Annotated in this window: 23 protein-coding genes; 4 read left to right on the top strand and 19 right to left on the bottom strand. The window is 69.2% G+C overall.

What is annotated here, in order from left to right; genetic code table 11:
• Positions 1-6 precede the first annotated feature (6 nt).
• Genes H7X47_RS11395 through leuC form a run of 4 tightly spaced genes read right to left on the bottom strand, consistent with a single transcriptional unit; the run spans position 7 to position 4,044 of the window.
• A complete protein-coding gene (locus tag H7X47_RS11395) occupies positions 7-861 on the bottom strand; it encodes a TauD/TfdA dioxygenase family protein (RefSeq protein WP_193368790.1) in 855 nt (284 codons plus the stop codon).
• A 26-nt stretch (positions 862-887) separates the two neighbouring features.
• On the bottom strand, positions 888-1,988 hold the full coding sequence (locus tag H7X47_RS11400) for a mandelate racemase/muconate lactonizing enzyme family protein (RefSeq protein ID WP_193368791.1): 1,101 nt from the start codon (positions 1,986-1,988) through the stop codon (positions 888-890).
• Positions 1,989-1,996: 8 nt separating this feature from the next.
• Positions 1,997-2,617, bottom strand: coding sequence for a 3-isopropylmalate dehydratase small subunit (leuD, locus tag H7X47_RS11405; protein ID WP_193368792.1), 621 nt, complete (start codon positions 2,615-2,617; stop codon positions 1,997-1,999).
• Positions 2,618-2,622: 5 nt separating this feature from the next.
• Entirely contained in the window at positions 2,623-4,044 is a 1,422-nt protein-coding gene (leuC, locus tag H7X47_RS11410) for a 3-isopropylmalate dehydratase large subunit (protein WP_193368793.1), read from the bottom strand.
• Positions 4,045-4,225: 181 nt separating this feature from the next.
• On the opposite strand from leuC, the gene H7X47_RS11415 reads away from it, so the two are divergent.
• The gene (locus H7X47_RS11415) at positions 4,226-4,969 is read left to right on the top strand and encodes a sulfite exporter TauE/SafE family protein (RefSeq protein WP_193368794.1); all 744 of its coding nucleotides are present in this window, start codon (positions 4,226-4,228) and stop codon (positions 4,967-4,969) included.
• Between the two features lie 18 nt (positions 4,970-4,987).
• Here H7X47_RS11415 and H7X47_RS11420 read toward each other — a convergent pair whose 3' ends face one another.
• From H7X47_RS11420 to H7X47_RS11475, 12 genes are all read right to left on the bottom strand, one after another.
• Positions 4,988-6,172 carry an NnrS family protein gene (locus H7X47_RS11420; RefSeq protein WP_193368795.1) on the bottom strand — a complete coding sequence of 395 codons (1,185 nt, stop codon included), beginning with the start codon at positions 6,170-6,172 and terminating at the stop codon, positions 4,988-4,990.
• Positions 6,169-6,744 carry a hemerythrin domain-containing protein gene (locus H7X47_RS11425; protein WP_193368796.1) on the bottom strand — a complete coding sequence of 192 codons (576 nt, stop codon included), beginning with the start codon at positions 6,742-6,744 and terminating at the stop codon, positions 6,169-6,171. Before H7X47_RS11425 ends, H7X47_RS11420 begins: the two co-directional genes overlap by 4 nt.
• 75 nt (positions 6,745-6,819) lie before the next feature.
• On the bottom strand, positions 6,820-7,578 hold the full coding sequence (locus tag H7X47_RS11430; RefSeq protein WP_193368797.1) for a CbiX/SirB N-terminal domain-containing protein: 759 nt from the start codon (positions 7,576-7,578) through the stop codon (positions 6,820-6,822).
• Positions 7,535-9,103, bottom strand: a complete 1,569-nt coding sequence (locus H7X47_RS11435; protein ID WP_193368798.1) for a nitrite reductase — start codon at positions 9,101-9,103, stop codon at positions 7,535-7,537. Before H7X47_RS11435 ends, H7X47_RS11430 begins: the two co-directional genes overlap by 44 nt.
• The gene (gene nirJ, locus H7X47_RS11440; protein WP_193368799.1) at positions 9,078-10,286 is read right to left on the bottom strand and encodes a heme d1 biosynthesis radical SAM protein NirJ; all 1,209 of its coding nucleotides are present in this window, start codon (positions 10,284-10,286) and stop codon (positions 9,078-9,080) included. The genes H7X47_RS11435 and nirJ overlap by 26 nt, the downstream gene beginning before the upstream one ends.
• Positions 10,286-10,777, bottom strand: a complete 492-nt coding sequence (gene ahbB, locus H7X47_RS11445) for a siroheme decarboxylase subunit beta (RefSeq protein ID WP_193368800.1) — start codon at positions 10,775-10,777, stop codon at positions 10,286-10,288. The genes nirJ and ahbB (H7X47_RS11445) overlap by 1 nt, the downstream gene beginning before the upstream one ends.
• A complete protein-coding gene (locus H7X47_RS11450; protein ID WP_193368801.1) occupies positions 10,774-11,238 on the bottom strand; it encodes an Lrp/AsnC family transcriptional regulator in 465 nt (154 codons plus the stop codon). The genes ahbB (H7X47_RS11445) and H7X47_RS11450 overlap by 4 nt, the downstream gene beginning before the upstream one ends.
• Positions 11,235-12,227 (bottom strand): siroheme decarboxylase subunit beta, encoded by a 993-nt coding sequence (gene ahbB / locus H7X47_RS11455; RefSeq protein ID WP_193368802.1) that lies wholly within the window; start codon positions 12,225-12,227, stop codon positions 11,235-11,237. Before ahbB (H7X47_RS11455) ends, H7X47_RS11450 begins: the two co-directional genes overlap by 4 nt.
• Before the next feature lie 3 nt (positions 12,228-12,230).
• A complete protein-coding gene (locus tag H7X47_RS11460) occupies positions 12,231-13,400 on the bottom strand; it encodes a cytochrome D1 domain-containing protein (RefSeq protein WP_319633584.1) in 1,170 nt (389 codons plus the stop codon).
• A complete protein-coding gene (locus H7X47_RS11465; protein ID WP_193368803.1) occupies positions 13,397-13,717 on the bottom strand; it encodes a c-type cytochrome in 321 nt (106 codons plus the stop codon). Before H7X47_RS11465 ends, H7X47_RS11460 begins: the two co-directional genes overlap by 4 nt.
• A complete protein-coding gene (cobA, locus tag H7X47_RS11470) occupies positions 13,710-14,501 on the bottom strand; it encodes a uroporphyrinogen-III C-methyltransferase (protein WP_193368804.1) in 792 nt (263 codons plus the stop codon). The genes H7X47_RS11465 and cobA overlap by 8 nt, the downstream gene beginning before the upstream one ends.
• Positions 14,502-14,578: 77 nt before the next feature.
• Complete coding sequence (locus H7X47_RS11475) at positions 14,579-16,333, bottom strand: nitrite reductase (protein WP_193368805.1); 1,755 nt, start codon at positions 16,331-16,333, stop codon at positions 14,579-14,581.
• Between the two features lie 127 nt (positions 16,334-16,460).
• Here H7X47_RS11475 and H7X47_RS11480 point away from each other — a divergent pair, with 127 nt between their 5' ends.
• From H7X47_RS11480 to H7X47_RS11490, 3 genes are all read left to right on the top strand, one after another.
• Positions 16,461-18,542: a NosR/NirI family protein gene (locus H7X47_RS11480; RefSeq protein WP_227010381.1), complete on the top strand. Its 2,082-nt coding sequence runs from the start codon at positions 16,461-16,463 to the stop codon at positions 18,540-18,542.
• Positions 18,543-18,609: 67 nt separating this feature from the next.
• On the top strand, positions 18,610-19,557 hold the full coding sequence (locus H7X47_RS11485) for an FAD:protein FMN transferase (RefSeq protein ID WP_319633585.1): 948 nt from the start codon (positions 18,610-18,612) through the stop codon (positions 19,555-19,557).
• Positions 19,558-19,584: 27 nt separating this feature from the next.
• Positions 19,585-19,968: a c-type cytochrome gene (locus H7X47_RS11490; RefSeq protein WP_193368806.1), complete on the top strand. Its 384-nt coding sequence runs from the start codon at positions 19,585-19,587 to the stop codon at positions 19,966-19,968.
• A gap of 24 nt (positions 19,969-19,992) precedes the next feature.
• On the opposite strand, the gene H7X47_RS11495 is transcribed toward H7X47_RS11490, so the two are convergent.
• The 3 genes from H7X47_RS11495 to H7X47_RS11505 form a co-directional block, all read right to left on the bottom strand.
• Positions 19,993-20,568, bottom strand: a complete 576-nt coding sequence (locus H7X47_RS11495; protein WP_193368807.1) for a DUF4202 domain-containing protein — start codon at positions 20,566-20,568, stop codon at positions 19,993-19,995.
• Positions 20,565-21,272, bottom strand: coding sequence for a Crp/Fnr family transcriptional regulator (locus tag H7X47_RS11500; protein WP_193368808.1), 708 nt, complete (start codon positions 21,270-21,272; stop codon positions 20,565-20,567). Before H7X47_RS11500 ends, H7X47_RS11495 begins: the two co-directional genes overlap by 4 nt.
• A 170-nt stretch (positions 21,273-21,442) precedes the next feature.
• A complete protein-coding gene (locus H7X47_RS11505; RefSeq protein WP_193368809.1) occupies positions 21,443-21,850 on the bottom strand; it encodes a bacteriohemerythrin in 408 nt (135 codons plus the stop codon).
• Between the last annotated feature and the right edge of the window lie 15 nt (positions 21,851-21,865).

Consider the following 21,865-nt stretch of genomic DNA (forward strand, 5'->3'; position numbering starts at 1 on the left):
AGGAAGTCAGGCGACGATCGCCTCGTCGCCTTTGATCTGGGTGCGGTGCAGGATGCGCCGCGCCGTCTCCTCGAAGCCGTCGCGGCGGTGCAGGATCCAGAGGTTCTGCCACATCAGCAGGTCGCCGGGCCGCCACTGATGCGCCCAGGTATATTTCGGCTGGGTGGCATGCGCCCAGAGTCGGTCGAGCAGCGCGTCGCTCTCCGCCGGCTCGAGGCCCGGCACATAGGCGTGCGGGCGGCGGCCCAGGAAGAGCGCGCGGCGTCCCGTTGCCGGGTCCTGGCGCACCAGGGGGTGATGCGCGCCCGGTGTCTGCCGGGGGTCGCTGATCTCCTCATAGCCCTTGCGCAGCATGCCGGCGCTGTTGTGCGCGGCGTCGTGGATCGCCGACCGCCCCTCGATCGCGGCCTTGAGATCGGCGGGCAGGTCCTCGTAGGCCGCCACCATGTTGGCGAAGTAGGTGTCGCCCTGCCCCACCGGTATTTCCAGCGCGTGGAGGATCGCCGCCTTGGGCGGGGTCTCGATGTAGGTCATGTCGGCGTGCCACACCGCCTCGCCGGCACCCAGGTTGCCGATAGGGCGGTTCTCGGCGTCCTTCACGTTGGAGATCACGTTGATCTCCGGAAACTCAGGCAGGAAAGTAACGCCGTAAGGATTGGGGCCCGGCGGGTCGAGCTCGCCGAAGTTGCGGCTGAAGGCCAGCAGGTCCGGATCGCTCATCTGCTGGCCGCGGAAGACCAGCACCAGATGCGCGTCCCAGGCCGCCTTGATCTGCTCGACCGTCGCGGAGTCCAAGGGCGCGGCCAGATCGACACCCTGCACTTCCGCGCCCAGGGCCGCGCCCGAGGGAACAACCTTCATGTCTTCCTCCTTCTTCGCCGCCGGTCTCAGGCCGTCGCCCCGACGCTGGGCGGCGCAAAGCGATGTGTCTCCAGGCAGCGGGTGCGCAGCTTCTCGCGGTCCATCTCCGGCCACCAGCCGGCGGGCAGAATGATCTCGCCCGCCTTGAAGGGCAGCGGCTCGGCCAAAAGGCGCGCCTCCGGACGGATCTTCACGAAGCCGTTGAACTCGCCGGCGTTGTCGATCAGGCCGTCGGCGACGCGCGCCTCCATCCAGCAATTGATCTCGGCGCCCAGGCCGTCGCCCAGGACGGCGCCCAGCCCCTTGGCCTGGAGATAGCGGATCGCCTGCTCCAGGCCCGCCAAAGAGCCGAAGCGCTTCAGCTTCACCTTGCAGAGGCCGACGCCGTCGATGGCGGCGGCGCGGTCGATGTCGGTCAGGGTGCAGATCGGCTCGTCCAGCATCAGCGGCACGCGCGACACGATGGCCACCGCCGCGTTGGCCTGCCAGTCCTCGGCCGCGCAGGGCTGCTCGAAGAGCTCGACGCCCGCCGGATCGATGGCGGCGGCGAAGCAGCAGCCCGCTTCGCGGCTGTAGGCGCGGTTGGCGTCGATGCGCAGCGTCGCGCGCCCGGCCACGCATTCCTGAATCCAGACCAGGCGTTCGATGTCCCCCGCCAGGTCCTTGCCGACCTTGATCTTGAAGGTGCGGAAGCCCTGCTCCAGGCGCTGCTCCACCTCCTCGGCGATGGCGCCGCGCTCGCTGGCGTTGAAGGCGGTGAGCAGGCGGAAGCGCCGCTCGGTCTTGTTGACCAGGCGTTCGGCCCCTTCCAGCATCTCGATGGCGGTGACCAGCGCCGTGGCCGCGACCTTGCTTTCTTTCGAGCGGGCCAGCACCCGGCGCTTGGCCTCTTCCGCCTCCATGCCGAGCAGCTGCTCGGCCATCTCCCGCGCGAAGGCCCAGCCGCCCTCGCGGGTCTCGGCGCTGGAGCCCGGCGAGATGTGCTGCTCGCCCCAGCCGACCGCCCCGGCCTCGTCGCGAACCTCCACCAGCAGGGGCTCGAAGCTCTCGAAGGTTCGGTAGGACAGGCGGTAGGGCGTCGTCAGCGGCAGGTCGACGCGGTGGAGACTGATTTCACGCAGGCGCATAGCCAGTGTCACCCTTCTTCAACGGCCAGCCAGGGCAGGCGCGCGCGGTGCGCCTGCTCGAAGGCATCGATCTCGGCGGCGAACTCCAGCGACAGGTCGATCTCGTTCAAGCCGTTCAGCAGGCAGTGCTTCTGGAAGGGCTCCGCCTCGAAGGCCAGGGTCTCTCCCGAGGGCCGTGTGATCTCTTCCGCCTCCAGGTTCACCGTCAGGCGGGGAGCCGCGGCGGCGGAGATCTCCTTGCGCAGGTCTGCCACCGTCGCCTCCGGCAGGGTGATGGTCAAGAGGCCATTCTTCAGACAGTTGGCGGCGAAGATGTCGCCGAAGCTGGGGGCGATGACGACCCGGAAGCCGGAGTCGAGCAGCGTGTAGACCGCGCCCTCGCGCGAAGAACCGCAGCCGAAGTTGACCCCGGCGACGAGGATCCGGGCGTCGCGGTACTTGTCCTGGTTCAGGGGAAAGTCGTCCCGCAGCGCGCCGGCGTCGTCGCGGCGGATGTCGTGGAAGGTGAACTGGGCATAGCCCACCGCGCGCGGCTTCTTGATCATGCGCGCGGGAAAGATCTGGTCGGTGTTGACGTTGGCCTGCTCCAGCGGCACGGCCACGGCGCTCAGGGTCTCAAAAGGGTCCATGGCCGTCAGCCCTCCGCCAGCAGGTCGCGCACGTCGCTCAGATGGCCGGTCACGGCCGCCGCCGCCGCCATGGCCGGGCTCATCAGGTGGGTGCGCCCGCCGCGGCCCTGGCGGCCCTCGAAGTTGCGGTTCGAGGTGGAGGCGCAGCGCTCGCCGGGCTGCAGGCCGTCGCCGTTGATGGCCACGCACATGGAACAGCCGGGCTCACGCCACTCGAAGCCGGCGCCGAGAAAAATCTCGTGCAGGCCTTCCTCTTCCGCCTGGCGCTTGATGAGGCCGGAGCCGGGCACCACCATGGCCGGCACGCGGGCCTGGCGGCCCTTGGCGACGGCGGCGGCGGCGCGCAGATCCTCGATGCGGCTGTTGGTGCAGGAACCGATGAAGACCCGGTCGACGGCGATGGCGCGCAGGTCCTGGCCGGGCCGCAGGTCCATATAGGTCAGCGCGCGCTCCATGCGCCGGCGCTCGTCGGCGTCGCCCTCGGCCGCCGGGTCCGGCACCCGCCCGGTCACCGCCAGGGCCTGGTCCGGACTGGTGCCCCAGGTCACCATGGGTGCGACCTCCCCGCCGGTGATCTCGACCCGCCGGTCGTAGGCCGCGCCCGGCGCGCTCGGCAGGCTGCGCCAATAGGCCAGCGCCCGCTCCCAATCCTCGCCGCGCGGCGCGTAGGGGCGGCCCTTCACGTAGTCGAAAACCTTGTCGTCGGGCGAGACCAGGCCGGCGCGGGCCCCGGCCTCGATGGACATGTTGCAGACCGTCATGCGCTCTTCCACCGAGAGGCCGGTGATGCCGGGTCCGGCGTACTCGATGACGTGGCCGACGGCGCCGCCCGCGCCGATGCGCGCGATGATGGCCAGGATCAGGTCCTTGGCGGTGGTGCCCGCCGGCAGCGGATCGACCACGTCGACCAGCATGGTCTTCGGCCGCGGCCGCCACAGCCCCTGCACCGCCAGCACGTGGGCCACCTCGGAGGAGCCGATGCCGAAGGCGTAGGCGCCCAGCGCGCCGTGGGTCGAGGTATGGGAATCGGCCCCGGCGATCACCAGGCCGGGCTGGGTGATGCCCTGCTCGGGCCCGACCACGTGCAAGATGCCCTGGCGGATGTCGCCCAGCCCGAAGAGCGTGATGTCGTAGGCGCGGGTGTCGGCCTCGATCAGCTCGACCATGTTGCGGATCTCCGGGTCGGCGATGGCATCGAGCCCCCGCGCCCGGTCCCGGGTCGGCACGTAGTGGTCGGCAAAGGCGAAGGCCTGGCCGGGGTTGCGCACCTTGCGGTTCTCCCGGCGGATCTTGTCGAAGGCGTGGAAGGAATTTTCCTGCAGCAGCAGGCGGTCGATATAGATCAGGCTCTCCCCGTCGTCGCGCCGGGTGATGACGTGACTCTCCCAGATCCTGTCAAAGATCGTCTTGGGCGCCTCTGTCCCCATGATCCTCCCGCTCCGCCGGTAATCCCGGCTTTCATTCTCCACATACAAATTGTAGACAATCCGCGCGGGATTGAAAACTCCGTCACGGTCGATCAAAAATAGCGCTCCGGAAACGTATAGAACCTCCGGGCCGCCCCTCCGCCTCCGGCCGGGCGATTGTCGACAAAAAGGGGAAGCTTTGTTGGAGCTGGACCTGGTAACCGTCCTGCTGGTGACCGCGGCAGCCTTCGGGACGGCGGTATTTCACTCGGTCGGCGGCTTTGCCGGCGGCCTGCTGCTGGCGATCTGCCTGGCGCCTATCCTGGGCGTGAAGGAAACCGTACCGGTGACGGCGACGGCGATGATCGTCTCCAACATGACGCGGGTCTGGGTGTTCCGCCACTCGGTCAACTGGAAGGCCTTCACCGCGATCTTCGGCGCCGCGGTGCCCTTCATCGTGCTGAGCGCGGTGATCTACATCTCGCTGCCGGTGGCCGTGGTCGCCCTGCTGCTCGGGACCTTCCTGCTGATCTCGGTGCCGCTGCGCCGCTACATGGAAAAGCACGACTTCAAGGTCGGCGTGAAGGGGCTGGCCCTGGCCGCGGTGCCCTACGGCCTGATCTCCGGCTCCACCTTCGGGGCCGGCATGATGCTGGCGCCCTTCCTGCTCGGCTTCGGCCTGGCCGGCGAATACCTGGTCGGCACCGTGGCGGCGCTGGGCTTCGGGCTCAACCTCACCAAGTCGCTGGTCTTCGGCTTTTCGCCCCTGCTGGGCGCGCCCCTGCTCGCCAAGGGAGTACTGATCGGCCTCTGTACCGTGCCGGGCGCCTATGTCGGCCGCTGGATCGTGCGCAATACCTCGCTTCGGGTGCACAAGCTCTTCATGGAAGGCTTCATCCTCTGCGGCGCCGCCTATTTCCTGTGGAAATTCGCCGAGGGTCTCTGATCCCGGCGCAAGGCGCCGCTAGTCCGCGAGGTGGAGCCGGCCGTAGCGGAGGACGAAGAGCCCGAAGGCGGCGACCCACAGAAGCCCCGAGGCCCAGAGCAGCGTCACGTAGGCCGACCCGGCCAGGGGAGCCGCCGCCCGCAGGGCCGCCGAAGCCGCAACACCCAGGTAGATCGCCGCGCTCCAGCCGTCCCCCGTCAGCGGCCGGCCGCTGTGCCCCAGGGTGGCGCGTGTCATCACCGCCACCGTCATGCCGCCGATGGCCCCGGCGGTCAGCGCGTGCAGGCCGGCGGTGGGCGCCAGGACCTCCGGCAGCAGCACACCCAGGCCCAGCAATGCGAGGCCCAGCGGCACCCAGGCGAAGCCGAGATGCAAGCTCCACACCAGGGGCTCGGCCAGCGTGCGCAGGCCCTGCCAGCGCGCCAGGCGCGCCAGGTTCAGCCCACCGGCGGCGAGCAGCACCCCGCCGGTCAGCGGATGCTCGGGCAAAAAGACCCAGAGGCCGAGCCCCGCCGCCGTCGTCAGCAGGCTGAGCCGGTCGAAGTGTCCGAAGCCGGCGGGCAGGGCGGCCGCATTCGTCCGGGCCAGCCAGTTGCGGGTGAAGTTGGGAATGACGCGCCCACCGATGAGGTTGATGAGCAGCACCACGACGCCGATGCCGAGGCGCTGGCCCAAGCCGCCCGTCTCCGCCAGGCCGGCGGCCTGGAGATGCATCAGGACATTGGCCACGATCAGCAGGACCAGCGCCAGCGGCATCGGCAGGTTGCGCCAATTGCGCCCCGCCAGGATCTCGCGCAGGGCGACCGCGAAGAGCAGCACCAGAAAGGCAAGGTCGACCGCGGCGGCGGCAAGCGGCCCGGTAATCGCCGAGCCGGCGGCGGCGGCGCGGCCGGCGATCCAAGCGCCGAACAGCAGCGCCAGGGGCAGGCCCTGCAGCAGCGGGCGCCCGGTCCAGTTGGGGATCGCCGTCAGCAGGAAGCCGGCGATCACCGCCGCGGCGTAGCCGAAGACCATCTCGTGGGCGTGCCAGGCCGTATAGTCGAAGGCGGTCGGCAGCGCGGCGGCGGCCTGAAAGACGCAGAGCCATATTGCCACCGCCACCACCGCCCAGACCCCCGCGGCGAGGAAGAAGACGCGAAAGCCGGCACGCAGCAGCGCGGGGCCAGCCGTCGAGGGCGGGACCGGCTCGTCCGATTTCGTCATGCCCCTTCCCGCGCCGGCTCCTGCGCGCGGCGCGCGCGCATGCGAACCGCCATGGCTTCGAGATCCTTGGGCGTCAGGCGCCGGCGCGCCAACGGCAGGACCACCGCGTTTTCCAGCGCCAGGTGGCGCCGCTCGCTGCGCGCGAATTCGAGCATCGCCTCGCGCAGGCCGGACTGCGCCGCGCCGGCGCGCCCTTCACGCAGCGCCGCCTCCAGGCCGGTGTTCATGCGCTCGGCCAGCACACGGCCGCCGGCGTGCTCGGCCGTCAGCGCGGTGAAAACCCGCTCGATCTCGTCTTCCGGGGGGCAACGACGCCGCATCATGGGGTAGAGGTCCTCTTCCTCGTCTTGGATGTGCAGCACCAGGTCATGGCGCAAAAAGGCAATGACTTCCGCCGCCAGGCGCCGGTCCAGGCGGTCGGCGCGGGCCATCTCTTCGAGCAGGTTGCAGAGCTCGCGCTGACGGAAGTGTTCGGCGAAGAAGAAATCGAGCGGGTCGTCGAGAAGCGCCGTCGAACTCGGTTCGATCCGGCTCTTTTCGGGCGGCGGCGGACCTTTGTTCCCGGCACACATGGCGACCTTCCTCCCTCTTCAGTTTCCCGGCGGCGGCGCGCGCGTCCTCCTCAATCTCTTCTCTAGCGTCCGTGGTCAGGCCGCGCGGCGTCCGGCCCGGGCGGCCAGCGCCGTCGCCACGATCGCCGCGACCCTGTCATGCCGGCCGATGGAGTCGAGCAGCAGGCCGTCAAACCCGGCCGCGGCGAGGGCCTGCGGAATATCGCTCGCGACATGGCCGGCGCGCCCGGCGAAGAACGGCAGGCAGAGCGCCGGGCCCTCGATCTGCGCCGCCTCCGCAAGGAACGGCGCCTCGTCGATGAAGCCGGGGCGCACTTGGCGGAAAACCGCCGCCCCGGCGATGATGCGCAGCGCCGCGGCGACCGCCTCGCGCGGGGCGGGGTCGCTCGGCGAGCCATGCGCGGCAAGCAGCAGAGTGGTGCGTGCAGGGGGCAGACCGGCGGCCCGCGCGCCCTCCAGCGCGTAGTCCAGGCACAGCCGGTGCAAGGCCGGATCGAGACCCAGCGGCCCCAGCATCTCGAAGGACCCGCCGCAGGTCCGGCCGATCCGCTGCGGCAGCTTCTCGCGCACGAACCAGCCGTCGGCCATGAAGACCGGGAAGATCAGCGGCGCCGTACCCGGCAGGGCCGCCAGCGCCGCCTCCAGCGCGCCGGGCGCAGCCAGCGTCGCGCCAGCGACCGTCACGCCGGGCAGCAGGGCCGCCACTCTTTCCGCCAGGGCGCGGATCGCCCGCTCCGGCCCGGCCGGCGCGGAGGGCGCGCCGTGGGCCACCAGCAGGGCGGCGCGCCGCTCAGTGGCTGGTGCCGTCCGAGAAGGTGATCTTGTTCCAGACATTGTACTTCCCTGAAGGCTTGCGCATGGGCAGGCGTTTCACTTCTTCCAGCGTCGCGGCGTCGTAGACGATGACCGCGCCCTCGTCCTCCCAAACGCTGACCAGCGCATGGCGCCCGTCACGGTCGAACTCCACATGGGCGACCGTGGCGCCGGCAACGGGGCGGAGGGTCTTCACAATCTCGAGGCTCTTCTTGTCGATGACGTGCATGACGTCGCGGTTGGGACCGAAGAAGACGTCGGACCAGACGTAGGACGAGTTCTCGTGGCTGCGCAGGAAGAAGCCGGGCCCCAGCGTCTCGATGGTGTCGACGACTTCCCAGCTTTCGATGTCGATGACGGTCAGGCGCGGCTCCTTCAGGTGCGGCGTCGCCATGACCCTGCGACCGTCGCGCAGCCAGGAAATGCCGGAGCCCAGATGCGGCAGGCCGGGTAGCGGCAGCTCGGCGATCTCCCGCCCCACGGTCAGGTTGACGACGACGCCGCGCGCGCCGTCGCGCGAGGCGCCGATGAGGTTGCGGTAGTCCGGCGTGAAGAAGAAGTCGTCGATTGGCTCGGTCACCTCGATGCGGCGCAGGGCGAAGAGTCCCTCGGCGGTCGGCAGCGCCTCGACCATGCCCTGCTCGTAGCTGTGGACGAAGCCTTCGTAGACCGCACCGGCTTCGGGATCGGTGGCGATCTCCCAGACCTCCGGCGCGTCCTTCAGGGCGAGGATGAAGCTGTCGCGCTGCGGTGCCTGGTAGACCGCCGAGACCCGCGACGTAGTCCCGTCCTTGGAGGCCACGTCGAAAATCCGCTCGACCGAGAGATCCCCGGTCGTGAGGATCGTCAGGGTGCGCGGCAGGTAGTTGGCCACGGCCAGGTGAAGGCCATCCTTGGAGATCGCAATGTTTCGGCTGTTGAGGCCGGCGCGCACCCGGCCGACCTCCGCCAGGCTCCAGAGGTCGTACTTCTGCACCCAGCCGTCGCGCGACATGATGAAGACGAAGCGGCCGTCGGGCGTGAACTTGGGCCCGCCGTGCACGGCAAAGGGCGTCGGAAAGCGGTCCATGACCGTGAAGCGGTCGCCGTCCAGCACGCTGACGTGATGGTCGCCGGTCTCGACCACCAGGAAGAGGTTCAGCGGATCGGCCTCGAAGACCGGTGCCCCGGCCGGCGTGTAATCCGGCGCGAAGGTCCGGCTGGCCGTGATCTGCTCCGCTCCCCAGGCGGGGACCTGCGCCAGCGGAACGCGCACGAAGGCGGCCAGGGCGGCGATCTCCTCCTCGGAGAGCGTCCCGGCGAAGGCCGGCATCTGGGTCGCCGCGCGCCCCCCGGCGATGATGGTCGACAGCTTGGCGCCGCGCAGGCGGCTGAGGGCCTCGGGGATCAGCGCCGGGCCTGTTCCGCCCAGCCGGTCGGCGCCGTGGCAGGCCGCGCAGTGCTCTTCATAAAGCGCCGGGCCCGAAGGCTCGGCGAGCGCCGGGACCGCCAGGCCGCAGCCGACAGCCGCGGCGAGCAGACTAGAGGAAGCGATGCGCCGGATCATGGCTCTTCCCGCGGAACGGCGTGACGGTCAGCCGCTGCTCGGACTCGACGCCGATCTCCGCGTCGGCCATGTAGCAGGCGGGGTCCTCGGCCCAGGGGTCGCCGGTCAGCTGCAGCGCCCGGATGCGGGTGTTGCCGCCGCAGACATCCCGGTAGGCGCAGGCTCCGCAGCGCCCCTTCAAGGGGCGCGGGCGCAGGCGGAGCTGGGCCAGCATGGGATCGCTGCCGGTCCACAGCTCGGAGAACTTGTGCTCCTTCACGTTGCCGATGGTGTAGTCGGACCAGTAGGTGTCGGGATGGACCCTGCCCTGCGGGTCGATGTTGGCCACGCCGACGCCCGAGGAATTACCGCCCCAGGCCGCCAGGTGCGCGCGCAGGTGGGTGATATTCTCCGCCGGAAAGCGCCGCGCCGCCCACTGCAGGAAGTAGACGGCATCGGCGTCGTTGTTGCCGGTCACGATCTCCAGCGGGTCGCCGGCCTCGGCCGCGGCCCAGGCGCGCTCGAGCAGCAGGTCCATGGCGTCGCGCGAGCGCCGCCAGCTCGCGTCGGCACCGCGGTGCTTGTCGCCGCGCCCGGCGTAGACCAGGTGCGAGAGATAGAATTTGTCGACGCCCTCGGCTTCGGTGAGGTCCAGCAGCTCGGGCAGCTGGGCGGCGTTGTCCTCGGTCAACGTGAAGCGCAGGCCGACTTTCACACCGCGTTCCTTGCAGGCGCGCACGCCGGCGAGGCCCTGCTCGAAGGCGCCCTCCCGGCCGCGGAACCAGTCGTTGGTGGCGCCGATGCCGTCCAGGCTGATGCCGACATAGTCGAAGCCGATCTCGGCGACGCGGTCGGCGGCCTCTCCGACGATGCGGGTGCCGTTGCTGGAGAGCGCCAGGTAGAGCTTCATCTCGCGGGCCCGGGCCGCGATCTCGAAGAGGTCCTTGCGGTCCAAAGGCTCGCCGCCGGAAAGAATGAGCGCCGGAATGCCGAAAGCGCCCAGATCCTCCAGCACCCCCATGGCTTGTGCGTGACTGAGCTCACCGGGAAAATCGACGTCGGCGGAGACGGAATAGCAGTGGCGGCAGCGCAGGTTGCAGCGCCGGGTGAGGTTCCAGATGACCACCGGCTTGACCGGGCCCTTGCGGCGGCGCGGCAGTGTCGGCGTCACGAGCTGGCGCATGTAGTGGGACAGACGAAACATCAAGCCTTCCCTTGCCGGCCGATTCTGAGGCCGGTCTTCTTGAGGATGCGGGTCGAGTAGAGAATGTCACCTTGCCGGCAGGCCGCGCCCAGCAGGGCGGCAATCTCCGCGCGCTTCTCCTCGACCTCCTCGCGGCTTCTGCCATGAACCATGGCGAAGAGGTTGTAGGGCCACCGCGGCAGGGCGCGGGGCCGCAGGTAGCAGTGGGAGACGAAATCCAGGTTGCCGACCCGCGCGCCGAGGTCGCTGGCGGCGGCGTCGTCGACGTCCCAGACCGACATGCCGTTCGCCACCATGCCGAGCGCGTAGTGGTTGGGCGCGATGCCGATGCGGCGGATGACGCCGCGCGCCTGCAGATCGCGCAGCAGGTCGATCACCTCGCGTTCCTTGAGCCCGAGCTGTGCGGCCACCTCGGCGTAGGGCGCCGGCGACAGCGGCAGCCCCGCCTGGGTCGCCTCGATGATCCTGCGTTCGGTCGCATCCAGCATCATGCCGTCACCCTGAAACCGATGAAGAACTCCTCCAGCTTCGGAAAGCGCAGGACGTCCAGGCCGGTCGCCGCTTCGATGGCCCGGGCAGTGGCCTCGATCTGCTCCGGCCGCTCCGTCGCCAGCACGAACCACATGTTGAGCGGGTGCTGGCGCTCGTAGTTGTGGGCGACTTCCGGGAAGGCGTTGACTTCTGCGGCAACCAAGTCGAAGTGGTCGTCGGGCACCGCCATGGCGCAGAGGCAGAAGGCCCCGCCCATGGCCGCGGCGTCGATGAAGGGGCCGAAGCGGGTGATGGCGCCGCGCCGGCGCAGGTTCTCCAGCCGGGAGATCAGCTCGTCCTCCTCCAGGCCGAGACGCGCCGCCGCCTCGGCGAAGGGGCGCGGCGACAGCGCGAAGCCCTCCTGCAGGCCGTTGATGATGCGGCGGTCCACCGCGTCGGGATGATAGAGCGGGCGCGTCATGCGGCGGCTCCGGCCGAAGGCGCCACCATGGCCCCGGTCTGCTTGAAGCAGCGCAGGCTGAAGAGCACCTGGTGCGGGACCCCGGCCAGACCCGTTTCCTCGCAGGCGCGGTCGAGCACGATCATGGCCTCGCGCCGCGAGCGCGCGTGGATCATGCAGTAGAGCGTGTAGGGCCAGACCCGGGCGGCCGGGCGGCGCTGGTAGCACAGCGTCACCCCCGACACCGCCGCCAGGGCCGGGCCGATCCGATCGGCCTCCTCCGGCGGCAGGTCCCAGACCACCATGGCGTTGGAGCGCCAGCCGAGCGCCCGGTGCCGCAGGATCACGCCGATGCGCGAAAGCACGCCCGCCGCCGCCAGCGCGGCAATGCGCGAGAGCACCTCTTCTTCCGGCCGGCCCAGCTCGCGCGCGAACTCGGCGAAGGGACTTGCCATGATCGGCAGCCCCGTGGACAGACCCTGCATGATTTCCCGGTCGCCCGGCAGCAGCACGCCCGCATCGACGTCGTCGCGCGCCGGCGGCAGATGCCCCGGCCCGTCAAGCGCGAAAGCGAGGCTGATGTTGAAGGGCCGCACCAGGGGCAGGTCCAGAACCTCCAGCCCCGTGCGCCGGTGGATACGGGCCAGCGTCGTCTCGACATGGTCGCGGTCCGGGCCGGTCGCCACGAACCAGATGTTCCAGTCGTTCTCGCGCAGGTAGGAGTGGTTCACGCCCGGCTCCCCACCGATCACTTCCGCGATTTCGTCGATGCGGAATTCCGGCGCCGCTACCGCGGCCAGCGTGCTGGCCCCCGCGACGTTGGGCCGGCAGGTCGCGCCGATACGGCTGATCGCCCCCGCCTCCGAAAGCCGCAACAGCCGCTCCAGCACCTCCGCTTCCGGGATATCCAGCCGGCGTCCGATTTCGGCGAAGGGCCGCGATACCAAGGGAAAGTCGCGTTGCCAGCGGTCCAGCAGGGCGCGATCGAGGGAGTCGCGGATCGGGCTCATCGCCTAGAGCCCTGTCCGATGGGCGCGCGCGGTGAAGAAGATGCCCGAGGGGTTCTGCGCCGCGACCTCGCCCAGCTTCTCGAAGCTGTGGGTGTCGTAGATGTCGATCCGTCCGGCGTCGCGCACCGAGACCCAGACTTCGTGCCCACGCGGGGTGAACTCCATGTGCAGCACCGCCGGGCCCGGCGTCAGCCGGTGAATGACCTCGCCGGAAGGCGTGTCGATCACCTCCACGGTGTCGTTCAGGGGGTGGGCGAAGTTCACCCAGACCTGCTGGCCGTCCGGCCGCGCGACGGCGAAGACCGGCTGGCCGTGTGTCCTGGTGCGGCCGACCTCCTCCAGGCTGCGCGAATCGATCCACAACACCTCGTGGCGGCCGACGGCGGGCAGCACGAAGCGCTCGCCCGCCAGGGCCCAGCCTTCCAGGTGCGGCATCTTGTAGACCGGCAGAGGTTCCTCGCCGCGTCCGTAGCCGGCCAGGATGCGCCGCGGGATCGGGGGCTGCTGCCAGAGATCGAGGGCGGTCAGGCCGTCCTCGCCGAACAGGCCGGCGATGTAGCGCCGCCCGTCGGCGGTGATCAGCGCGTCGTAGGGATTGCGGCCGATGCCCTGGACCCGGGTAATTTTGGGAGGAGTGACCGCCGCTTCGCCCTTCGAGAAGTCGGCGATCCAGGTCTCGCCCGCGTCCCAGAGGGTAAAGACGAAGCGCCGCCCCGGCGCATCCACCAGCCCGATGGTCTTCGACCCGGTCGGGATGTCCGCCACCATCTTCAGGGTCCCGGCATCGAAGACGCGCACGCCGCCCGGCTCGTAGTTCGACACCGCGACCAGGCGGCCGTCGTCGGAGATCGCCCCGCCGATGGCGTTGCCCGACTGCAGCACACGCCCGGCAACGCTCTGGGTCAGCAGATCGACCTTGCTGAGCCCGCCGTCGCGGCCGAAGACGTAGGCGAAGCGCTCGTCCGGCGAGAAGACGACCGAAGCATGGGACAGGTCGCCCAGCCCCTCGACCCGGCCGATTGCCGCATGATCCGACTGGTCGATGATGAGCAGCGCCCCGCTCGCCCGCTCCACCACCACCCCCAGGTCGCCGGTGGCGCGAAGGGAATCGGCCTGCGCGCGCCACGGCAGGGCCGCCAGGACAAGGCAGAGAAGAGCCATGAAGCGGGTCACTGAGCGCCTCCGTTCAGCAGGTAGTTGGCGATCCAGCGCGCCTCGGCCTCGCTGAGGAGCGGGCGCCAGGGCGGCATCGGCGTGCCCGGCACGCCGTCCAGGACGATCTCGGTCAGGACGTCGAGCGGCTTGCCCGCCAGGTTTTCCGGCCGCAGGTCGGACCCGAGCCCGCCTTTCAGCGTCAGGCCATGGCAGGAGCCGCAGTCCTGCAGCACCAGCCGCTCCAGTTCCGCCGCCCGGCCCGGCGGCAATTCCGCCGCTGCGGCCGGCCCCGCGGCCAGGCCGCAGAGCAGCAGGATCGGAAAGGCCTCATGCATAGACGGCGTCCCTGGATGGGCTGGTGGCGAGCAGCGCCAGGACGGTGTCCGGGCAACTGCGGTAGAGGGAGACGACCTCGCCGATCACGAAGAGCACCGGTCCGCGCAGAGACGCCGCCGCCGCGTCTTCGGCAATCCTGCCGAGACTGGAAACCAGGCGGAGCTCTTGCGGTGTCGTCGCGCTGGCCACCGCCATGACCGGGTGCGACGCGGGCAGGCCCTCGCCCAGCAGCCGCGCGGCGATCTCCGCGATGGCGCCGGCGCCCATGTAGACGACCAGCGTCGTCTGAGGGTCGGCCAGACCCGCCCAATCGAGATCGAGCGGGCGGTCCTCGCGGCAGTGGCCGGTGATATAACGGATACCGCTTGCCAGGCCGCGATGGGTCAGCGGCACGCCGGTCGCCGCCGCCGCGCCCTGCGCCGCGGTAATGCCGGGCACGATCTCGAAGGGAACGCCGGCGGCGCTCAAGGCCGCCGCCTCTTCGGAGCCGCGGCCGAAGATCATCGGGTCGCCGCCCTTCAGGCGCACGACCGTCAGGCCGTCCAAGGCCAGCTCGACCAGGATTTCGTTGATCCGCTCCTGCGGGACGGGGTGGGACTTCGGCGCCTTGCCCACCGGTATGAGGCGCGCCAGCGGCGGCGTCAGCGCCAGCACCTCTTCCGACACCAGACGGTCGTAGACCACGGCCTGCGCCTCACCGAGGATACGCGCGGCTTTCAGAGTTAGAAGCTCCGGGTCCCCCGGCCCGGCGCCCACGAGAAAAACCTGACCCGGCTTCCTCATCGCCTTCTCCCTACCTTGCCCCGCCGCCTGAAAGGGGGCGGCCTCACCTCGATGGCCGCCCCCCAGGGGAGGTCCCGTCAGTAAACGTCCTGACGGGTGTTGAAGACGTTGAACTTGCCGGTCGGCGTGATCAGCCGCGGGTCCTTGATTACGTGCTTCAGCTCAAGCGTCTTGTCGTCGACGATGACGATCGCCGATTCCAAGTCGCGGCCGTTCCACACCGAGAACCAGATCTCGTCACCTTCCTTGTTGAACTCACCCTGCACCACGCGAGGCTGGCCCTCGGCGATGCCGGCCCACTCCACGATCGGCAGAACCGTGTACTCCGGTTCCTCCTGGGTCAGGTCGCCGACGTTGAAGACCGCGATCGAGCCGGAAACCTCCGCTTCCGGGTTAAGCGGCGCGTCCACGTAGAGGTGGCTCGAGCTGGGGTGCGACTTCACGAAGAGCGAACCGCCGCCCAGGGCATAGAGCTGCTGCACCACCTTCCAGGCCTGGTCGGGATGTCCTTCCGGGTCGGTGCCGATCAGCGCGACCGTTTCGTCGCCCAGATGGGAGGTCGCCCAGACCGGGCCATAGGTCGGATGCATCAGGTTGGCGCCGCGGCCGGGGTGCGGCGTGGTGCCGCCGCTTTCCAGCAGGGCGGTGAGCGAGCCTTCCTTGGTGTCGATGACAGCGATCTTGCCGCGCGCGTTGGCCGCCGTCAGGAAGTAGCGCTTGGTCGAGTCGAAACCGCCGTCATGCAGGAAGCGCTCGGCCTCGATCTCGGTGACCTTCAGGTTCTTGATATCCGAGTAGTCGACCAGCAGGATCTTGCCGGTCTCCTTCACGTTCACAATGAACTCCGGCCGGTAGTGCGACGACACGATTGCGGCGACGCGCGGTTCCGGATGGAACTCCTGGGTGTCGAAGATCATGCCGCGGGTCGAGACGATCTTTTTCGGCTCCAGCGTATCGCCGTCCATGATGACGTACTGCGGCGGCCAGTAGCTGCCGGCGATGGCGTACTTGTCCTCCCAGCCCTTCATCTTGGAGGTCTCGACCGAGCGCGCCTCGGCGCCGATCTTGATCTGCGCGACCGTGGCCGGGGTTTCCATCCAGAGGTCGATCATGTTGACCAGCGCGTCGCGGCCGATGACGTAGAGGTAGCGGCCCGAGGCCGAAATGCGCGAGATATGGACCGCATAGCCCGTGTCGATGACGGTGTGGATCTCATAGGTCTTGCCGTCGATCAGGGCGATCTGACCGGCATCGCGCAGAGTGACCGAGAAGAGGTTGTCGATGTCGATGTCGTTCATCTTCTTGGTCGGGCGCTTGTCGGGCGCCACCAGGACCTTCCAGGTCGCGCGCATCTCCGGCATGCCGAACTCCGGCGGCGCCGGCGGCTCGATCAGCAGGTAGCGCGCCATGATATCGACCTGATCCTCGGTCAACTCGCCGGAGGTGCCCCAGTTCGGCATACCGGCGGGCGAGCCGTAGTTAATGAAGTCGCTGAGGTGCTGGTAGCCCAGCTCGCGCGTAACTTCGGTGGTCAAGGGCTTGCCGGTTGCCCCCTTGCGCAGCACGCCGTGGCAGCCGGCACAGCGCTCGAAATAGATCGTGGAGGCCGTCTGGAACTCCGAGGGCGTGATCACCGGATCACCGGGCTTGCGGCCCGGAATCTCGACGTTGATCTGCCCCAGCGTCGTCATGCTGGGTTCATAGGACGAGGCCGGCGAGTCGCCGTGTTCCTTCGGCTTGTCCTGCGCCGTGGCGCCGGAGGCAAAGAGTGCCAGCGGCAAGAGGACGCCGGCAAGAAGCGCAATTTTCCGTGTTTCGCGAGGGGTATGCATGCCCATCTCCATAGGACCGGTGAGGCTATTGCGAGAATAGGCAGGGGCCCTGCGCGGCTGCCTTGACTTTCGTTAAGGCGGTGCGCGGCGGCTCCCCGCAAGTTTGCAAAACAGATTGGAGTAACCGATGCGGCTGTTCCGGGCCTTCCTGGTGGCATGCGTAGCTCTTGCCGCCCCCGCCATGATTGGTGCGGCGCCGGCCGCCGGTGATCTGCTTCGGGCGGACGCCCCGACACAGGCGGAGCCGGATCCGGCTCTCGCCGCGCGCCTCTTCGGCAGCGACGAGACCCTGCGCGTGGTGCGGGAGGAGGGCGGCGTGCCCGGCTGGTCCGTCAGTTCGCCCGACGGGCCGCTCGGCTACATCGCCTCGACCTGGGAAATTTCCCACTCGGTCGGTTATTCCGGGCGCCCCATCGACATCCTGGTCGCCGTCACGGAGGCAGGTCGGATCGCGGGGGCGCAGCTCGTGCGCCACAACGAGCCGATCCTGACGCTGGGCATCTCCACGGCCGATATCGCGCGCTATATCGACAGCTTCGCCGGCATCGACCTGACCCGCCCCCCCGCCGAAGCCGGGACCGGCGGCGTGGCGGCGCCCGACGTGATCGCCCGCGCCACCGTGTCCAGCGGCGTCATCCGGGATTCCATACTGCGCACGGCGCGTACCGTCGCCCTGGCGCGCAGCGCAGCCGGCGGCGCCAGGATCGACCGCCTGCGCTTTGCGGCAAAGACCTGGGCGGAATTGCAGGCGCTGGGCGCGCTGGCCCATGCCACCGTCACCCTCGACCAGGCGCGGGCCGCCCTCGGCGGCGCCAAGGTCCCGATCCCCTCCGGCAAGGCGCCCTTTATCGACCTCTGGGCTGCGCTGCTCGACCCGCCGACGATCGGTCGCAACCTGCTGGGTCAGCAAGCCTACTCCCGCGCGGTGGCGACCCTCGGCGCGGAGGAGGTGGCGCTCTTCGTCGCTTCCGCCGGCCTGCACTCGCACCGCGGCACGGCCTGGCGGCGCAGCGGCGTCTTCGAACGTCTGCGCGTGGTCCAGGACGGCGCGACCTTTGAGGTCCGCGCCGAGAACTACCTACGCCTCGATCGCCTGGCGGCCGAAGGCGCCCCGGACTTCAAGGAACTGAGCCTGTTCCGGCTGCCGACCACGAGCTTCGACCCGACCCGGCCCTTCACCATCGAGGTGACCGCGACCCGCGAGACGGAAAGGGGCGAGGTGGCCATGCGGATCCCGCTGGACTATGCGCTACCCGGCGTCTTCGTGCAGGCGGCCGCCGCGCTGGCGGAGGTCGAGCCTCTCTGGATCGGCGCCTGGCAGCGCAAGCGCTTCGAGGTCATCGGCGTCGGCCTGATGCTGACGGTGCTGGCGCTGATCCTGTTTCTGCAGCAATCCTTCGTGCGCCGGCCCAGGCTATGGCGCTGGGGCCGCATCGGCTTTCTCAGCGTGACGCTGGTCTGGCTGGGCTGGATCGCCGGCGGCCAGCTCTCGGTGGTCCACATCATCGCCTTCGTGCAGTCCCTCCTGACCGGCTTCCGCTGGGAGACCTTCCTGATCGAACCGGTCGTCTTCATGCTCTGGAGCTTCGTCGCCCTGGGTCTGCTGTTCTGGGGCCGCGGCGTCTTCTGCGGCTGGCTCTGTCCCTTCGGCGCGTTGCAGGAATTGACCAACGAGATCGCCCAACGCCTCTCGGTGCCCCAGGTCCAGGTTCCTCAGGTGGTGCAGGAGCGCCTCTGGGTCATCAAGTACACGCTCTTCGTGGCGATCCTGGGCCTGTCCTTCTATTCGATGGAGCAGGCCCTGGTGCTGGCCGAGGTCGAGCCCTTCAAGACGGCGATGTCGATGCTCTTCATCCGCGCCTGGCCCTTCGTGCTCTTCGTCGCGGTGATTCTCGTGGCCGGCTTGTTCATCGAGCGCTTCTACTGCCGCTATCTCTGCCCGCTGGGCGCGGCCCTGGCCATTCCCGCCAAGCTGAAGCTCTTCGACTGGCTGAGCCGGCGCCCGCAGTGCGGCCGCGAATGCCGGCTCTGCGAGAAGCTCTGCACGGTGGGCGCCATCGACCCAATCGGCCGCATCAACCCCAACGAATGCGTCCTCTGCCTGCGCTGTCAGATGATCTATCACGACGCGAACAGCTGCACGATCCTGAAGCGCCGCCAGGCGCGCATGAACCCGGGCGAGCCCCCATCCGAACCAAGGCCGTCTTGACTATGGTCAAGGTGGATCATCCCCGAAACCGCCAGAGTTTGCAGGCTGGAAAGGATAGACTACCGCCGTGCGACCTGTCTCGAAACCAAGTCTGAGCCGACGCCGCTTCCTGGCCATTTCGGCGGCCACCGCGGCGCTGCCGGCCGCCGCGCGCGCCGCCCGGCCGGTCACGCGTTGGCGCGGCGCCGCCCTCGGCGCCCAGGCATCGATGACACTCGTGGGCGTGCATGAGGCCGAGGCGACGGACGTCTTCGCCGCGGTCGAGGAGGAGATAGACCGGCTGGAAGGGCTTTTCAGCCTCTACCGCCGCGGCTCGCTGCTGGCCCGCCTGAACGCGGAGGGCCGGCTGACGGCACCGCCCGGCGAGTTTCTGGACCTGCTTGAGTTGTCGGACCGGCTGCAGCGGACGACCTGCGGCGCCTTCGATCCGACGATCCAGCCCCTGTGGCTGCTGCACGCCGCGGCAGCGACGGAGCGGCGGCGCCCGACAGCCGGCGAAGTCGCCGCAGTGCGGGAAAGCTGCGGCTGGCGACACCTCGAGATTTCGCCCCGGGAGGTGGCCTTCACCCGTCCGGGCATGGCCCTCACCTTCAACGGGATCGGCCAGGGTTACATCGCCGACCGCGTCGCGGCACTGCTGCGCGGTATGGGACTGCGCGACGTCCTTGTCGACATGGGCGAGATCGCCGCCCTCGGGCGGCGGCCGGACGGCAGGCCCTGGCGCGCCGGCATCAGCCTGCCCGAAGGCCGCATCGTCCGCGAGGTCCGTCTGGGCGAGCGCTGCCTGGCCACCTCCGCGCCGCTCGGCACCCTGCTCGACCCCGCGGGGCGCGTCGGCCATATCCTGGACCCGCGCAGCGGAGAGCCGGGCGGACGCTGGAAGCTGGTTTCCGTCGCCGCCGACCGCGCCGCCCTGGCCGACGGGCTTTCGACCGCCTGCTGCCTGCTGTCCCGCGACGCCATCGCCGTGGCGCTCGGCGCGCATCCCGACGCCTCCCTCGAGGCCCTGCTCTAATCAGACATATCCCAAGGAGACGAAATCATGCGGACATTGAAGATTGCCGTTCTTGCCGGCGCCCTCGCCTGTTTCGCCACGCCGGCCCTGGCCGACGGCGACGCTGAGAATGGCGAGAAGGTCTTCCGGAAGTGCAAGGCCTGCCACGCCGTCGGCGAGGACGCCAAGAACAAGGTCGGCCCGCAGCTCAACGGCATCGTCGGCGCCACCGTCGGCTCGGTCGAGGACTTCAAGTACTCCGACGCCTTCCAGGAAAAGCACGCCGAGGGCATGGAGTGGACCGAAGAGAACCTCGATGCCTACCTGGCCAAGCCCAAGGACCTGATCCCCGGCACCAAGATGACCTTCGCAGGCCTGCGCAAGGAAGGCGAGCGCGCGGACGTGATCGCCTATCTGAAACAGTTCGAATAGGGGACAGGCAACGCGGCGAGCGCGCTACACAGCCAGCGCCTGGGCCAGGTGGTCCGGCAGATCGAACTCGGCGGCGACCCGGGCGCGGCCCTCGGCGGACATCTTGCGGGCGGTCTTGGTGACGATCCCGGCGATCTGCTCGGCGTCGCGCCCCGCGGCGAAGTCGGCGAAGTACCAGCGCAGGAAGACGAGGCAGATGACGTCCTCGAGCATCTGCACCTCGGCGTCGTGCTTCAGCCGCTCCTTGCGTAGCATGGCGGCGGCCCGCTGGCAGTCGTCCTCCGGATAGCCGGCCTCCGCCATCAGCCCCGCGACCCGCTCGGCGTGGAAGGCGCCCTGCGCCTTGCGCCATTTGAGATAGCCGGGACGGCCTTCGGGGTAGGAACTGCGCGGCATCTTCCAGCGCTCGATGTGCTGGCCGCGGGCGGCGATCTGCAGCAGCTCGCTCGGCTGCGGGCAGATCCGCGCCAACTCGTCCGACATGCGTCGTCCGTAGAGCAGGGCGGCGGGGCCTGCCTCCGCCCCCTCGCCCTCCACGGTCGGGTCTTGCGCGTTGGCGGCGTCGATCGCGGCGAGAACCGCCTCCAGCCGACCGCTCAATGGACGCGGCTCCAGGCCATCGCGGGATCCTCGCCCACGTAGGCCCGCAGCGCCGCGACGTCCGAGATGGCCGCGTGATTCTGATTGACGCAGACCCCGATCTCCTTCAGCCGCGCAAAGGAGCGCGAAAGGCTCTCCGGCTTCATGCCAAGCCGGCCCGCGATCAGCACCTTGTCGTAGGGCAGCGTGACGGCACAGCCGCCCTCGTCGACCGGGCAGAGATCGAGCAGGAACTCAGCCACCCGCTGGGCGCCGGTATGCGCCTTCAACTGCTCGACCTGGGCAACCAGGGCATGCAGGTGCCTGAAGGTCGAGGCGAGCATCGCCGTGCAGAGTTCCGGATGCGGTTTCATCAGTCCCAGGATCAGGCCGGCGCTCACCGGCATGACGCGGCAGTCGGTGACGGCCTCGGCGCCCACCGGATAGACGTCGTTCTGGAAGGCCGCGGCCTCTCCGAAGCTCTGCCCCTTGGTGAAGACGCCCACCACCGCCTCGGCGCCGTTTTGCGAAATGCGGAACAGCTTCACCCAACCTTCCAGCACGATGTAGACGATCTCCGCGGGCTCACCCTGCAGAAAAATCGTCGTGCCGCGCCCGAAGGTGCGGATCTCGGTCTGGGAAAGGATGGTATCAAGCAACTGGTCCGGGACGCTCGAAAGGAGTATGGACTCCTTGGCGACGCGCCAATCGTCATTCGGTCGCATGGCTTATCCCCTTGTGCTTGCGGCAATTGATACCGCTCCCCCCGCACCTCCGGCATTGAGGTGAATCAACACCAACTGCTCGCCCACGGCAAGGTGACAGGCTGAACCGCCTGGAATCGCTGAATTTTCCGCTGGCAGATGAAAAATCCTAGGCCGCGGCAGGGCCCACGCTAGGAATGGGAATGCGGACCCAGGCGGCGGTGAAGCCGCGAGTCGTGGACCCGGAAATGATCGGCGAACCAGGCCTCGAGCGTCGCGACGAGACGGTCGACCGAGGCTTCCGGCGTGCCGGCCGCGTCGTCCATGAGGTCGCGCAGGGCGTCCAAGAGGCGCTCATGATCGGCCTTGTGCTCGGCCAACGCGTCGTAGCGCGCCTCGCGCATCTGCCGTTCCTCCAGGGCGAAATGCGCCGAGATGGCGCGCAGAAGATCGCCGAAGCCGCGTTCGACGTCGGCCTCCGGGCGCCGCTCCAGGATCGCGCCGGCGGTGCGGTTCACCAGATCGATGAGCTGGCGGTGCTCATGATCCACCGCGGGGTCGCCGACGCTGAACTCGGGCTTCCATTCGATCGGAGCCATGACGGTCTCCCTTCG

It is taken from the genome of Pelagibius marinus (assembly GCF_014925385.1).
Classification (GTDB): domain Bacteria; phylum Pseudomonadota; class Alphaproteobacteria; order Kiloniellales; family Kiloniellaceae; genus Pelagibius; species Pelagibius marinus.